Origin of the sequence: Streptomyces sp. NA04227, assembly GCF_013364195.1 — a bacterium.
Taxonomy (GTDB): Bacteria; Actinomycetota; Actinomycetes; order Streptomycetales; family Streptomycetaceae; genus Streptomyces.
In genome coordinates, this window is the sequence record NZ_CP054918.1 from 644,783 (window position 1) to 659,373 (window position 14,591).

Below are 14,591 nucleotides of genomic sequence, written 5' to 3' on the forward strand. Positions count from 1 at the left end.
AGATGCTCCTTAGAAAGGAGGTGATCCAGCCGCACCTTCCGGTACGGCTACCTTGTTACGACTTCGTCCCAATCGCCAGTCCCACCTTCGACAGCTCCCTCCACAAGGGTTGGGCCACCGGCTTCGGGTGTTACCGACTTTCGTGACGTGACGGGCGGTGTGTACAAGGCCCGGGAACGTATTCACCGCAGCAATGCTGATCTGCGATTACTAGCGACTCCGACTTCATGGGGTCGAGTTGCAGACCCCAATCCGAACTGAGACCGGCTTTTTGAGATTCGCTCCACCTCGCGGTATCGCAGCTCATTGTACCGGCCATTGTAGCACGTGTGCAGCCCAAGACATAAGGGGCATGATGACTTGACGTCGTCCCCACCTTCCTCCGAGTTGACCCCGGCGGTCTCCCGTGAGTCCCCAGCACCACAAGGGCCTGCTGGCAACACGGGACAAGGGTTGCGCTCGTTGCGGGACTTAACCCAACATCTCACGACACGAGCTGACGACAGCCATGCACCACCTGTACACCGACCACAAGGGGGCGACCATCTCTGGCCGTTTCCGGTGTATGTCAAGCCTTGGTAAGGTTCTTCGCGTTGCGTCGAATTAAGCCACATGCTCCGCCGCTTGTGCGGGCCCCCGTCAATTCCTTTGAGTTTTAGCCTTGCGGCCGTACTCCCCAGGCGGGGCACTTAATGCGTTAGCTGCGGCACGGACAACGTGGAATGTTGCCCACACCTAGTGCCCACCGTTTACGGCGTGGACTACCAGGGTATCTAATCCTGTTCGCTCCCCACGCTTTCGCTCCTCAGCGTCAGTATCGGCCCAGAGATCCGCCTTCGCCACCGGTGTTCCTCCTGATATCTGCGCATTTCACCGCTACACCAGGAATTCCGATCTCCCCTACCGAACTCTAGCCTGCCCGTATCGACTGCAGACCCGGGGTTAAGCCCCGGGCTTTCACAACCGACGTGACAAGCCGCCTACGAGCTCTTTACGCCCAATAATTCCGGACAACGCTTGCGCCCTACGTATTACCGCGGCTGCTGGCACGTAGTTAGCCGGCGCTTCTTCTGCAGGTACCGTCACTTTCGCTTCTTCCCTGCTGAAAGAGGTTTACAACCCGAAGGCCGTCATCCCTCACGCGGCGTCGCTGCATCAGGCTTTCGCCCATTGTGCAATATTCCCCACTGCTGCCTCCCGTAGGAGTCTGGGCCGTGTCTCAGTCCCAGTGTGGCCGGTCGCCCTCTCAGGCCGGCTACCCGTCGTCGCCTTGGTGAGCCACTACCTCACCAACAAGCTGATAGGCCGCGGGCTCATCCTGCACCGCCGGAGCTTTCAACCCTCTCCCATGCGAGAGAGGGTGTTATCCGGTATTAGACCCCGTTTCCAGGGCTTGTCCCAGAGTGCAGGGCAGATTGCCCACGTGTTACTCACCCGTTCGCCACTAATCCACCACCGAAGCGGCTTCATCGTTCGACTTGCATGTGTTAAGCACGCCGCCAGCGTTCGTCCTGAGCCAGGATCAAACTCTCCGTGAATGTTTTCCCGTAATCGGGATGACACATCACGAGAGCGGTGCGAGAGCAAGGAATAATCGCTCCCGCACACAGCGTCCTCGCTGTGTTTTCTTCAAAGGAACCTCGCCCCAGCTAATGCTGGAGACGGGGTATCAACATATCTGGCGTTGACTTTTGGCACGCTGTTGAGTTCTCAAGGAACGGACGCTTCCTTTGTACTCACCCAAGCTACTTTCTCGGGCTTTCCTCCGGGCGCTTCCCTTCGGTGTTCCAGACTCTATCAGGGTTTTTCAGTGCTCCGTACCGGGCTTCGCAGGCATGCGAAATCCCAGCGGGAAATGAATCCGATGAGTTTGGTTGCCCTGGTGACGATCGGGGACTTGTGAAGTCCGTCCTCGCCCTCGGGCAGGCCTAAAACACTACAGGCGGGCCGGAGGCGCGTGCAAATCGGGAGCCTGATGCGCGAGCGCCGGTCAGAGGTAAGGATGGGTCCAAAACGTCTCTTCCCAAGGAGGACGTGCGCCATGACCAGCGTGACTTCGCCGATGGCGGGACGGGCCGTGGGGCTCACGGCCGTTCCGGATCCGGTGTTCTCCGGATCGATGGTCGGTCCCGGCACGGCCGTCGACCCGGACCGGGGTGCCACCGAAGCCGTGGCACCCGTCGACGGCATCGTGGTGTCCCTGCATCCGCATGCCTACGTCGTGGTCGACGCGACGGGGCACGGGGTCCTGACCCATCTCGGCATCGATACCGTCCAGTTGAACGGGCGGGGCTTCGAGCTGCTCGTCGCCAAGGGAGACACCGTGCGGCGCGGCCAGGCGTTGGTGCGGTGGGATCCGGCGGCGGTCGAGGAGGGCGGCAAGTCGCCGATCTGCCCGGTCGTGGCGCTGGAGGCGATGCCGGATTCGCTGACCGAGCTCGTCGAGTCCGGCAAGGTTCGCGCCGGGGACAGCCTTTTCGACTGGGCATGAGGAACGGGTACGCGGGGCCGAGCGGGCGGGGCGTGCGTGCCCGCGTGGACGTCACAGCACCACACGACCGGGACGGGTGAGATGGAAGCAACGCTGCAGGGCGTGGGCGTCAGTCATGGGGTCGCGATCGGCGAGATCCGGCACATGGGCACCGCCGTACTGGAACCTCCGGCGAAACAGATCCGCCCCGAGGAGGCGGTACGCGAGCAGAACCGTGCCCGCCAGGCCGTACGTGCCGTGGCCGCCGACCTGCTGGCCCGGGGCAACCTGGCCGGGGGCGAGGCGCAGGCGGTCCTGGAGGCGCAGGCGCTGATGGCCGACGATCCGGAGCTGCGGGCGGATGTCGAGCGGCGGATCGCGGTGGGCAGTACCGCCGAGCGTGCCGTGTACGACGCCTTCGCCGCGTACCGGGCGTTGCTCGCCGCCGCCGGGGAGTACTTCGCGGGTCGAGTGGCGGACCTGGACGACGTACGGAACCGGATCGTGGCGCGGCTGCTCGGGGTGCCGATGCCGGGGGTGCCCGACAGTGACCAGCCCTATGTCCTCATCGCGCGGGACCTCGCCCCCGCCGACACCGCGCTCCTGGACCCCACGCTGGTCCTCGGTTTCGTGACCGAGGAAGGGGGGCCGACGAGTCACAGTGCGATCCTCGCGCGCTCGCTCGGGGTGCCGGCCGTGGTGGCGCTGCCCGGTGCGGGTGAGCTCGCGGAGGGGACCGTGGTCGCCGTGGACGGGAGTACCGGCGAGGTGTTCGTGGAGCCCTCGCAGGACGAGCGGGAGCGGTTGAAGGCAGCGGCCGCGGAGCGTCGTGCGGCCCTGGCCGCCGCCACCGGGCCGGGCGCCACCTCGGACGGGCACAAGGTGCCGTTGCTGGCGAACATCGGCGGGCCCGGCGATGTCGTGGCCGCGCTCGATGCGGGCGCCGAGGGTGTGGGGCTGTTCCGTACGGAGTTCCTGTTCCTGGACGACAGTGGGCGGGCCCCGTCCGAGGAGCAGCAGTTCGAGGCGTACCGGCAGGTGCTCGAGGCCTTCCCGGAGGGGCGGGTGGTGGTGCGCGTGCTCGATGCCGGGGCGGACAAGCCGCTGGCCTTTCTGTCGCCGGCGGACGAGCCGAACCCGGCGCTGGGTGTGCGGGGGCTGCGGGCGCTGCTCGACCATCCCGAGGTGCTGCGTACCCAGTTGACGGCGCTGGCGAAGGCCGTCGAGGGGCTTCCGGTGTATCTGGAGGTCATGGCGCCGATGGTGGCGGACCGTACCGATGCGCGGGCCTTCGCGGAGGCCTGCCGGGCGGCCGGGCTGCACGCCAAGTTCGGGGCCATGGTGGAGATTCCGGCGGCCGCCGTGCGGGCACGCTCGATCCTTCAGGAGGTCGAGTTCCTCTCCCTGGGCACCAACGACCTGGCCCAGTACACCTTCGCCGCGGACCGGCAGCTCGGTTCGGTCTCCCGGCTGCAGGATCCCTGGCAGCCCGCGCTGCTCGACCTGGTGGCGATGGCCGCGGAGGCGGCCCGGGCCGAGGGCAAGAGCTGTGGGGTGTGCGGTGAGGCGGCGGCCGATCCGCTGCTGGCCTGTGTGCTGACCGGTCTGGGTATCACCTCCCTGTCGATGGGTCCGGCCTCGCTCCCCTATGTGCGGACCATGCTGGCCCGGTTCACGCTCGCTCAGTGCGAGCGCGCGGCGGCTGCCGCCCGCGCGGCGGACTCCGCGGACCGTGCGCGCGAGGCGGCCCGTGGAGTCCTCTCCGGCGAGTAGACCCTCTCGGGTGGGTCTCGGGTCGCGTGCGAAGAACCGCGGGACCGAGAGGGCCCGGATCACCGGATCCACCCGAGAGGGCCCGGATCACCGGATCAACCCGAGAGGGCACGGCGGCGCCGTCAGAACCGATGCCCGTGCGGCCCCTCCTGTGGGCCGAGGTCGGGCGCGACCGCGTAGTCCACGCCGGATTCGGGGGACACCAGGTCGCCGGTCTCCGCGTCGGTGCAGTAGGCGTCGAAGACCTCGGCGGCGGTCAGTGGGAGCAGGACCGACTCGCGCAGACGCCAGCCATGGATCCGGTCCCGGCCGCTCGCGTTGGTGGTGCGGGCGACGAGTCCGCCCGGAGCCGCCCGGGCCAGGCCTACGGCGAGGACGGTGAGGAACTCCAGCGCCTCGCCCGGGTCGACGTCGGCCGGGGCGCTGCCCGGCGGGACGTCCGCGTGCAGTGCGGCGACCAGCGTGCCCGTATCGCTGAGGACGCTGCACACCAGGTGGTGGGTGCCCGGGCCGGAGACGGTGAGGACGCGGGTGAGCAGTGCGGCGGCCCTGTCGTGCGCCGCCCGGCCGAGGTCCTCGCCGCAGGCGGCGCAGCTGCCCGAGAGGCTGAGCAGGGTGGTCGCGTACTCCCAGGTGGCCTGGCGCATCGCCTCGTCCAGGAGGTCGTCGACGAGTTCGCCCAGGGGGCGGCCGTCGTAGGGCAACGCGGGTCCGGTGGCGCCGAGTTCGGCCGTGAAGGCGGCTCGGCTGGTGGGTGTGTCGGGTTCCAGGCCGGTCTCGACGCAGAAGTGGGCGTACTCCTCGGGGTCGAAGAGGGCGAGCGTGGTGCGGCGGCCGAGCCGGTCGCGGGTGCTGAGCAGACGCTCGACCTGGCGGAGATAGCTGTCGTGGTCGTCGAAGGTGAAGCTGCGGTAGCGCCGCATGGCGGCGAAGTCCTCGGCGTCGGCGAGCAGGCCGAGGGTTCCGGCGAGTTCGCGGCGCAGGACGCCCTGCATGTCCTGGGTCGTGTGCGTCATGTGTCCCCCTGGGTACGTGGTCGGTGATCCAGCTTTCGTCACTCACCGTAACGAGAGCCACTGACAACGTGAGGGGCGCAGGGCGTCCGGGGCGCCGCCCGGTGGGCCGGGTCAGCCGCGTGCGCGCGCCAAGTCCTCGTAGAAGGCGAGGAGTTCGACGCGGTCGACGGAGCCCGGGTTCACGGCCTTGGCGAGCGGGGTGCCCTGGAGGAGGCGCTTGACCGGGACTTCGAGGCGCTTGCCGGTGAGGGTGTGCGGGACTGCGTCGATCTCGATGATCTCGTCGGGTACGTGGCGCGGCGAGAGCTGTGTACGCAGGGTCTGCTTGACCTTGTTGCGCAGGGCGTCGTCGAGGGCGGCGCCGGGGGCGAGGTGGACGAAGAGCGGCATCCAGTAGCCCCCGTCGGGCAGTTCGACGCCGATCACCAGCGATTCGCGGATCTCGGGGAGCCGTTCGACGGCCTCGTAGATGTCGGCGGAGCCCATCCGTACGCCCTGGCGGTTGAGCGTGGAGTCGGAGCGGCCGTGGATGACGACCGAGCCGCGGCCGGTGAGGGTGATCCAGTCACCGTGCCGCCAGACGCCGGGGTAGGTGTCGAAGTAACTGTCGTGGTAGCGGCTGCCGTCGGGGTCGTTCCAGAAGTGCAGGGGCATGGACGGCAGCGGATTGGTGACCACGAGTTCGCCGACCTCGTCGACGAGCGGCTTGCCCGCGGGGTCCCAGGACTGGAGGTCGGTGCCCAGGCTCGGGGCCTGGAGTTCGCCGATGTACACGGGCAGGGTCGGTACGCCGCCCGCGAAGCAGGAGCAGACGTCGGTGCCGCCGCTGACCGAAGCGATCCACAGGTTCTCGCGGACCTCGTCGTGCAGCCAGCGGAAGCCGTCGGGGGGCAGCGGGGAGCCGGTGGTGGCGACGCAGCGCACGCGGGAGAGGTCGTGGTCGCGGCCGGGGTGGACCTCCGCCTTGCGGCAGGCCATGACGTACGCGGCCGAGGTGCCGAAGAAGGTGGCCCCGGTCCGTTCGGCGATGCGCCACTGGGCGCCGGTGTCGGGGTGGCCGGGGCTTCCGTCGTAGAGGACGACGGTGGTGCCCGCCAGGAGGCCGGAGACGAGGAAGTTCCACATCATCCAGCCGGTGGAGGTGTACCAGAAGAAGCGGTCGCCGGGGCCGAGGTCGCAGTGCAGGCCGAGCTGCTTGAGGTGTTCGACCAGGATGCCGCCCTGGGACTGGACGATGGCCTTGGGCAGGCCGGTGGTGCCGGAGGAGTACAGGACCCACAGCGGGTGCTCGAAGGGCACCTGCTCGAATTCGGGTTCGGTGTCGGCGGCGACGAGGTCCGGCCAGGCGAGGGCGCCTTCGGGGGTCTCGGTGCCGAGCAGCGGGATGTGCACGACGGCGCGCAGGGTGGGCAGTTCACGGCGCAGTTCGGCGACGGTTTCGCGCCGGTCGTGCTCCTTGCCGCCGTAGCGGTAGCCGTCCACGGCGAAGAGGACCACGGGCTCGATCTGCTGGAAGCGGTCGAGGACGCTGCGGGCGCCGAAGTCGGGGGCGCAGGAGGTCCATACGGCGCCGATCGCGGCGGTGGCGAGCAGGGCGACGACGGACTGTTCGATGTTGGGCAGGTAGCCGCTGACGCGGTCGCCGGGGCGCACGCCCAGGGCGCGCAGTTCGGCGGTGAGCGAGCCGACCTGGCGGCGCAGTTCGGCCCAGGTGACGGTGACCGGTTCCTGGGACTCGTCGACGCAGAGCAGGGCCGGTTCGTCGGGGCGGGTGGCGGCCGCGCGCAGCGCGTGTTCGGCGTAGTTGAGGCGGCCGCCGGTGAACCACTGGGCGCCGGGCATGGAGCGGTCGGCGAGCACCTGCTCGTAAGGGGTGCTGAAACGGACGTCGAACCACTCGGTGAGTGCCGTCCAGAAGGTGTCGAGGTTCTCCACCGACCATTGGTGCAGCGCCGCGTAGCCGCCGTCGGCGGGAGCCCCGTACCGCTGGGCGGCCCAGGCCTGGAAGCGGGTGATCTGGGCGTTGTCGATGAACTCCCGGTCGGGGGTCCAGAGCGGCGCGGGCTGCGCTGCGGACATGGGGCGGCTCCCGTGGTCTACGCGTGGTGGGCGTCTGCGCGTACGCGCGTGGCAAGGATGGCGCACGTGTGACGCGGCTCAAAGGACGATGCCATGTGATCGACTCCGACACCAGAGCGGCCCCCTTTCCGGCCTGGTGGTTACCCCTGAGTGGTACGTGAAGTGAACGACTCCTGAACGGTTCACTCCTGGGCCCCGGTCGGTGGCAGGGTGATCGTCATGAACGCTCGCTCATGGCTGCGCACGGTGAAATCGGTGGGTGCGACGAGCCCCTCCCGGAGTCTGCGCGCCTGGCGTGGTGCATGGCGCAATCGGCGGCTGGACGCGGCGGCGACAGCGGGCCGCAGGGGCGAGCGGGCGCGGGTGCCGGGGGCGCTGATCAAGGCGGAGCCCGAGCCGGGCGGCGGTGTCCTCGGCTTCGAACGGACCACGCTGCGCATCACGGTGACCACCGGTGGCGCGGTCTTCCTCGGCTGGGACGGGGCGGAGCCGCTGCCGTCGTACGCGCTCACCGGGCGGGCGCCGCAACCGGATTCACGGGCGCAGCTCGAACCGGACAAGGACGGCGGCTGGCGGGTGGTTTCGGAGCGGGCCATGGTCGTGGTGTCCCGGCACGGCGCGGTCGAGGTGCGCACCCCGGGCGGCGTGGTGCTGCGCCGGGAACTGCCGCCGCGCTGGTGGGAGTCGGCGGAGGGTGTGTCCGGGCGCTGGGTGCAGCGCTCCGAAGTGGCGGCGGACGCCCGCTTCTTCGGTCTCGGCGGCCGCGCGGGCGGGCCGCGGCTGCGGGGCGGGACGTACCGGCTGTGGAACACCGATCCGGGTGGTTCCTTCGGGCCGGACGACGACCCGCTGTATTTGACGATGCCGGTGCAGCTGGTGGTGGCGGACGCGGGGACGCATCTGGTCTTCCACGACTGCACCTGGGACGGCTCGGTGACCCTGCGGGAGGGCGAGGAGGGCGCCGGTTCGGGGCACGACCGGCCGGGGCGCAGTGAGCTGCGGATGGAGGGCGGGCCGCTGCGCTGCTGGATCCTGGTGGGCGCGCCCTCCAGGGTGCTGCGGACCTGGGTGTCACTGACGGGCGCGCCCGCGTTGCCGCCCTCGTGGGCGCTCGGGCACCACCACGCCCGCTGGGGTTTCGGCGGCGAGCGGGAGGTGCGCCGGGTCCTCGACGGGTACCGCGCGCACGGGCTTCCGCTCGATGCCCTGCACCTGGACATCGACCACTTCGACCGCCACCAGGTGTTCACGGTGGACCATGAACACTTCCCGAAACTGGCGGAGTTGGCCGCCGAGGCGCTCACCGCGGGCACCCGGCTGGTGTCGATCGTCGACCCCGCGGTGAAGGCGGACCCGGCCAACGCCGTGTACGCCGAGGGCACCCGCGAGGACGTCTTCGTACGGGACGGCGCGGGCCGTTCGGTGCGCGGGGTGGTCTGGCCCGGCGAGTCGGTCTACCCGGACTTCACCGACCCGAAGGTGCGCAGATGGTGGGGCGGGCTCTACGAGGAGCGCCTCGGGCACGGCTTCGCCGGGTTCTGGCACGACATGAACGAGCCGGTGTCCTTCGCCCCGTTCGGGGATCCGACGCTGCCCCGCTCGGCCCGCCACGCGCTCGACGGCCAGGGCGGAGACCACCGGGCCGCGCACAACGTCTACGCCCTGTGCATGGCCCGCGCGGGCTATGAGGGCCTGGTGCGGCTGCGCCCGCGCGAGCGGCCCTTCCTGTTCTCCCGGTCCGGCTGGGCGGGGCTGCAGCGCTACGGCGGCACCTGGTCCGGCGACGTGGCGAGCGACTGGCAGGGCCTGCGCGCCTCGCTGTCGCTGGTGCTCGGGCTGGGTCTGTGCGGGGTGCCCTACTCGGGTCCTGACATCGGCGGTTTCGACGGGGAGCCCTCACCCGAGCTGTATCTGCGCTGGTTCCAACTGGGCGCCCATCTGCCGCTGTTCCGTACCCACTCGGCGCTCGACGCGGGCCGCAGGGAGCCGTGGGAGTTCGGCGAGGAGATCCTGGAGTACGCGCGGGCGGCGCTCCTTCAGCGCCGTCGGCTGCACCCGTATCTGGTGACGCTCGCCCATGTCGCGCACCGCTCCGGCGCCCCGTACGTGCGTCCGCTGTGGTGGTCGGACCCGGCCGACCGTGCCCTGCGCGACTGCGAGGACGCCTTTCTGCTCGGCGACGCGCTGCTCGTCGCGCCGGTGCTCGAACCGGAGGTACGTCAGCGCGCGGTGCGGCTGCCGCGGGGGCACTGGTACGACACCGCGACCGGGCGACTGCACCGCGGGCCGGGGCAGGTGCTGCTCGACGCGCCGCTGTCGCGCGTACCGGTCCTCGCGCGCGCCGGGGCCGTGATTCCGGTGCGCGGCGAGGACGGCGAGGTGGAGCTGGAGGTGTGGGCGCCGGTCGAGGGGCGCTCGGGCGGCGGGCTGGTGGTGCCGGACGCCGGGGACGGCTGGGAGAAGGTGGTGGCCGAGCGTTTCACCTCGGCGCGTGAGCAGGGCACGGTGATCGTGCGGGGCAAGGACGGCGAGGAACCCGGGTACACGGTGCACGTACGCGGGCTGTGAGCGCCGGGCGCGGTGGCCGCCCGGCCCGCGGGTTGTCCGTGGCGGCCCGGTCCGCGGGTTGTCCGTGGCGGCCGGGCCGGCCGGTCGGATCACCTGTGGCGGATCACCCGTAGCGACCCTCGAACCAGGCACGGGCGGCGAGGGTGTGCAGCGGGAAGGCGAGTTCGCGCGGGCGGCGCAGCAGTGCGCTGCCCTCGGTCTCCTCGGTCGGACCCCAGTGGGCGAACTGCCCGGCGGGCCGGGGCGGCAGCAGCCCGAAGACGAGGAGATGCCCCTCGGCGCCGCTCATCACGTCGGCGAGCCGCACGTCACGGGCGGCGGCGTCGATGCCCGTCTCCTCGCGCAGTTCGCGCACCACGGCCGAACGCCAGTCCTCGCGATGGTCCACGTATCCGCCCGGCAGGGCCGTCGCGCCGCGGGCGGGAGCGATGGCCCGGGTGATCACGACCAGGCCCGTGCCCCGGGTGTCGTACGCGGGCTGGAGTGCCACGGCGACCGGCAGCGGATTGCCGTAGGCGGTGGTTCCGCACCGGCCGCAGGTGCGCGGCCAGCCTGGTTTCCCGTGCCCGAACGCCGCTCCGCAGCCGGAGCAGTGCGAGTGGGGGACGGGGGTGATGGTTCGGTCCTCGGATACGGGCACGCGCGGACTGTATCCGATCACTCGCCGGGCGTCTTCCGCAGCGTCGCCCGGGCTGGTAGACGCAGGTGTCATGACGCGAATTCCCGCCTTCCGCAGGCTCTTTCCGGGCTCCGGCCGCCCCCGGGTCGCGACGGCTCGTCCCGTCCGCAGCGGGGCCCTGTCCCGCGTACTGGCCCTGACCGCCTGCCTGTTGCTCGCCCCGGGCCTGCTCGCGCCCGCCGCAGTGGCGCGGCCGGAGCCGAAGGCGCCACCGGGTTTCGTGGCGCTGGCCGACGTCGATCCGACGATCCTTCAGGAGATGCGCTACCTCGGCCCGCACAACTTCGTGGGCGTGCCGGTGGACGGCTACCGGCGGCCGATGTGCGTACTGACCCGCCCGGCCGCCGAGGCTCTCCACCGCGCGCAACGGTCCCTGCTGCGCCAGGGCTACTCGCTGAAGGTCTACGACTGCTACCGCCCGCAGCGCGCCGTCGACCACTTCGTCCGCTGGGCCGAGGATCTGGCGGACGAGCGGATGAAGGCCGAGTTCTATCCGCGCGTCGACAAGTCCCGCCTGTTCGCGGACGGTTACATCGCCGCGAAGTCCGGCCACAGCCGCGGTTCCACGCTGGACGTGACCCTGGTCCGGCTGCCCGCGCTGCCCACCCGCCCGTATGTGCCCGGTGAGCCGCTCGCGCCCTGCTACGGGCCCAAGGAGGAGCGGTTCCCCGACAACTCCGTGGACATGGGCACCGGATTCGACTGCTTCGACACCCTCGCGCACACGGACGACCCGCGGGTCACCGGCCCCCAGCGCGCCCACCGCGACCTGCTGCGGAGCACTCTGGGCGCCGAGGGCTTCGTGAACCTCCCGGAGGAGTGGTGGCACTTCACCTTCAAGCCGGAGCCGTTCCCCGACACGTACTTCGACTTCCCGGTGGCACGGCGCGCGCTCACCGGGCGCTGAGAAGCACGGCGGGCGGGGGCGCGCAGGACGTCCCCGCCCGCGCGCGGCGTCCGGGTGGAGCCGAAGCGACCGCCAGGGCCATCCGCCCACACCCACAAGGAAATTGACGAGCTGTCACCTCGCGGCGTGACAAACTGCTGTGCGCGTCGGAAAGCGGCGTGAACTCCATGTGAACTGGCTCCCGAACAGCCGCAGTGCCGCCACAATTCAGGCGTGTCTTCCTGGACGGACAGTCTTCGCTTCGCCTTCCAGCCGGTCGTCAACCTGACGACCGGAACGGTGGCTGCCCTGGAGATACTCGCCCGTCCGGAGTGCGGCGACATCCTCGCCGAGGCACGCCGCGACCCGGAACTCGACAGCGCCCTCGCGGCAGCGGCGGTACGGTGCGCGGCGCAGCGCGAGACCCTGCTGCCGCTGCATGTGAACGCCTTCGCCGGCACCGTCGCGGACCTCGGCGGGCTCGCCGCGATGCGGCAGGCCGTACGGGCGGCGGGGCGGCTGCCGTGGGAGGTCACCGTCGACCTCACGCCGCCGTTCACGCACGTACCGCAGCGGTCCCTGCTCGAAGGGGTCGCCGCGCTGCGCGAGGCGGGCTTCCGGATCAGCGCCGACGGTCTGGGGGACGGCGACGCACCGCTGCGGCTGCTCGCCGAACTCGCCCCGGATCTCCTGAAGTTGGACGCCTCCCTGCTGGCGCACACGGCGATGGTGCGGGCCATGCGCACCCTCTGCGAGGAGAGCGGTGCGCTGCTCGCCATCGAGGGGGTGGAGACCGAGGCGCAGTGCGAGGCGGCCCGGGAGGCGGGGGCCCAGCTCGCCCAGGGCGATCTCTTCGCGGCACCCTCCCGGCTCCCGGCGGCCGACGTGTACGTACCGCCGCCGCGCCCGGCCCTCGCGCTGCCGTTGCCCAGCGGGCCGCCGGTGCGTCAGTTCCTGCGGCCCGCGGCCCTGTTGCCGGTCAACGCGCGCGCGGGCGAGGTGCGGGCCCTGCTCACCGGGGCGCCGGAGGTCTCCGGGGTGGTCCTTGTCGACGAGTACGGGCGCCCGGTGCGTTCGGTGCGCCGGGACCGTTTCCTGCTGTCGCTGTCCGGGCGGTACGGTCACGCGCTGTACGCGGACCGCCCGGCCGTGCGCCTCGGGGACGTGCCGCGCACGGTGGGCCTGGACGCCACCGCGTGGGAGGCCCTGGACGTGGTGGCGGGCGGTGAGCAGAGCCGTACCGCCGACGATGTGGCCGTGGTCGACGGGCGCGGCCGCTGCGTGGGCCTGGTCCGGCTCACGGATCTGGTGCGGGCGCTGGCCGAGAGCAGGGTGGAGGAGGCCGCCGGGCTCAATCCGCTCACCCGATTGCCGGGCTCCGACTACGTCACCCAGGAGGTCGGGCGGCGGATCGCCGAGGGCCGGACGTTCGCCCTGTGCTGGCTGGACATCGACCACTTCAAGCAGGTCAACGACGGGGCCGGGTTCGCCGCGGGCGACGACCTGATCCGGTCGGTGGCACTCGGGCTCCAGCAGGCCAGGACGCCCACCATGCGGGTCGGGCACATCGGCGGCGACGACTTCCTGGTCCTCGCCGACCCGGGCGACCTGGAGCGCCTGGCCGCGGCCGTGCTCGACACCCCGTGGGCGGCGGGCGGGCGCCCGGTGACGCTCTCGCTGGCCACCGTCCTGTGCGCGCCAGGCAGCGTCCTCGACCACCACCAGGCCGCCTCCTGCCTGGCACCGCTGAAGAAGGCAGCCAAGGCGCTGCGCGGCTCCAGTTGGGTACTCGGCCGTGCGGGACTGCCCGGGTACGAGCTGCTGCGGGGCTGCGCGGCGAACTCCGCCTCCTCCTCAGCCGGGTATGTGACGCGGGCCTGAGCGGCCCGAGCCCGGGCCATCACTGCCGCTGCCGCAGCCACGGCGCAACGTTCAATCGGGCATTACAGAACAATTCTGTCAACCCTCTCAATTTGACGCGCCTCCACCGGCGGAGAAAACTTTTTGGGAGTCGGTCGGCACCGTCACGCACGCGCGGCGTGCGGAGGGGTCCGGCCGGTGGACGCGCGGCCCCCGCGGCGAGGCCTACCGCATCGCCGTGGCGGTCACCGCGCGTCACGTCGGGACCGGGGCCCGGGAGTCCCCGGGACCGAACGCGTAGTACCAGTCATCGGACCAGCGCTTCGCACCACGCACCGGACCGGGGCGACCAGCCCCGGGACGAGAGGGCAGGAGCCGTCATGAGCAACTCCGACATATTCCTGGGTGAGGTCATCGGTACGGCCATCCTCATCCTCTTCGGCGCGGGAGTGGTCGCCGCCGTTCTCCTCAGGTACTCCAAGGCCAGGGCCTCCGGGTGGATCGTCATCGCCTTCGGCTGGGGTTTCGCCGTCATGGCCGGCGCCTACACGGCCGCCCCGCTCTCGGGCGGGCATCTCAACCCCGCGGTGACCCTGGGCATCGCCATCGACACCGACAAGTGGGACAAGGTGTGGGTGTACTTCCTCGGGGAGATGACCGGCGCCATGCTCGGCGCCGTACTCGCGTATCTGGTGTACCTGGCGCAGTTCAACGCCAATGTGCACGAGCGGGGCGGGGCCACGGCCGCACGGGACCCCGAGGACGCCGAGAACGCCGAGAACGTCGGGCGCGGCAAGCCCTCCGAGGACGGGCCGATCGAGACGATCGGCATCTTCTCGACCATGCCGGAGATCCGGAACCCGGTCGCCAACCTGCTCACCGAGATCATCGCCACCATGGGACTGGTCCTGCCGCTGCTCGCGTTCGGCCTGACCACCGGCCTCGGCGAGTCGGGCACGACCGTGCTCCTCGTCGGACTCCTCGTGGTCGGCATCGGCCTCTCCCTCGGCGGGCCCACCGGCTACGCCATCAACCCGGCCCGTGACCTCGGCCCGCGCATCGTCCACACCTTCCTGCCGATCCCCAACAAGGGCGGCTCCGGCTGGAGTTACGCGTGGATCCCGGTGGTGGGACCGATGATCGGGGCGGCGCTGGCGGCCCTCATCTTCAACGCGGCCTTCTGACCACACCCTCCGGCCGCCCCACCGACCGCACCGCACGTGCCGAGGACAGGTCCGACGGCGCGTCATGACGAGGAAG

Annotated in this window: 9 protein-coding genes and 1 rRNA gene; 6 read left to right on the forward strand and 4 right to left on the reverse strand. The window is 70.7% G+C overall.

Going from position 1 to position 14,591, the window contains the following annotated elements; translation table 11 throughout:
* Nucleotides 1–13: 13 nt before the first annotated feature.
* Nucleotides 14–1,538, reverse strand: a 16S ribosomal RNA gene (locus HUT18_RS02455).
* A gap of 503 nt (nt 1,539–2,041) precedes the next feature.
* Here HUT18_RS02455 and HUT18_RS02460 point away from each other — a divergent pair.
* Nucleotides 2,042–2,491 carry a PTS glucose transporter subunit IIA gene (locus HUT18_RS02460; protein ID WP_176097378.1) on the forward strand — a complete coding sequence of 150 codons (450 nt, stop codon included), beginning with the start codon at nt 2,042–2,044 and terminating at the stop codon, nt 2,489–2,491.
* Between the two features lie 81 nt (nt 2,492–2,572).
* Nucleotides 2,573–4,243, forward strand: coding sequence for a phosphoenolpyruvate--protein phosphotransferase (gene ptsP, locus HUT18_RS02465; protein WP_176097380.1), 1,671 nt, complete (start codon nt 2,573–2,575; stop codon nt 4,241–4,243).
* Between the two features lie 122 nt (nt 4,244–4,365).
* Here ptsP and HUT18_RS02470 read toward each other — a convergent pair whose 3' ends face one another.
* A complete protein-coding gene (locus tag HUT18_RS02470) occupies nt 4,366–5,259 on the reverse strand; it encodes a hypothetical protein (RefSeq protein WP_176097382.1) in 894 nt (297 codons plus the stop codon).
* A gap of 111 nt (nt 5,260–5,370) precedes the next feature.
* Complete coding sequence (locus HUT18_RS02475) at nt 5,371–7,338, reverse strand: acetoacetate--CoA ligase (RefSeq protein ID WP_176097384.1); 1,968 nt, start codon at nt 7,336–7,338, stop codon at nt 5,371–5,373.
* Nucleotides 7,339–7,557: 219 nt separating this feature from the next.
* Between HUT18_RS02475 and HUT18_RS02480 the strand changes: the two genes are divergently transcribed.
* Nucleotides 7,558–9,906 (forward strand): glycoside hydrolase family 31 protein, encoded by a 2,349-nt coding sequence (locus HUT18_RS02480; protein WP_176097386.1) that lies wholly within the window; start codon nt 7,558–7,560, stop codon nt 9,904–9,906.
* Nucleotides 9,907–10,009: 103 nt separating this feature from the next.
* Here HUT18_RS02480 and HUT18_RS02485 read toward each other — a convergent pair whose 3' ends face one another.
* Entirely contained in the window at nt 10,010–10,546 is a 537-nt protein-coding gene (locus HUT18_RS02485; protein ID WP_254878393.1) for an NUDIX domain-containing protein, read from the reverse strand.
* Nucleotides 10,547–10,616: 70 nt separating this feature from the next.
* On the opposite strand from HUT18_RS02485, the gene HUT18_RS02490 reads away from it, so the two are divergent.
* The 3 genes from HUT18_RS02490 to HUT18_RS02500 all read left to right on the forward strand — a co-directional run bounded on the left by HUT18_RS02490 (nt 10,617) and on the right by HUT18_RS02500 (nt 14,515).
* Complete coding sequence (locus tag HUT18_RS02490) at nt 10,617–11,492, forward strand: M15 family metallopeptidase (protein WP_176097390.1); 876 nt, start codon at nt 10,617–10,619, stop codon at nt 11,490–11,492.
* Between the two features lie 213 nt (nt 11,493–11,705).
* A complete protein-coding gene (locus tag HUT18_RS02495) occupies nt 11,706–13,352 on the forward strand; it encodes a GGDEF domain-containing protein (RefSeq protein WP_176097392.1) in 1,647 nt (548 codons plus the stop codon).
* Between the two features lie 359 nt (nt 13,353–13,711).
* Nucleotides 13,712–14,515: an MIP/aquaporin family protein gene (locus HUT18_RS02500; protein WP_176097394.1), complete on the forward strand. Its 804-nt coding sequence runs from the start codon at nt 13,712–13,714 to the stop codon at nt 14,513–14,515.
* Nucleotides 14,516–14,591: the final 76 nt, after the last annotated feature.

Excerpts from the sequence above, each read along its gene's own strand:
- HUT18_RS02460 (WP_176097378.1), top strand. The coding sequence starts at position 2,042 with ATGACCAGCGTGACTTCGCCGATGGCGGGACGGGCCGTGGGGCTCACG.
- ptsP (WP_176097380.1), top strand. The coding sequence starts at position 2,573 with ATGGAAGCAACGCTGCAGGGCGTGGGCGTCAGTCATGGGGTCGCGATC.
- HUT18_RS02470 (WP_176097382.1), bottom strand. The coding sequence starts at position 5,259 with ATGACGCACACGACCCAGGACATGCAGGGCGTCCTGCGCCGCGAACTC.
- HUT18_RS02475 (WP_176097384.1), bottom strand. The coding sequence starts at position 7,338 with ATGTCCGCAGCGCAGCCCGCGCCGCTCTGGACCCCCGACCGGGAGTTC.
- HUT18_RS02480 (WP_176097386.1), top strand. The coding sequence starts at position 7,558 with ATGAACGCTCGCTCATGGCTGCGCACGGTGAAATCGGTGGGTGCGACG.
- HUT18_RS02490 (WP_176097390.1), top strand. The coding sequence starts at position 10,617 with ATGACGCGAATTCCCGCCTTCCGCAGGCTCTTTCCGGGCTCCGGCCGC.
- HUT18_RS02500 (WP_176097394.1), top strand. The coding sequence starts at position 13,712 with ATGAGCAACTCCGACATATTCCTGGGTGAGGTCATCGGTACGGCCATC.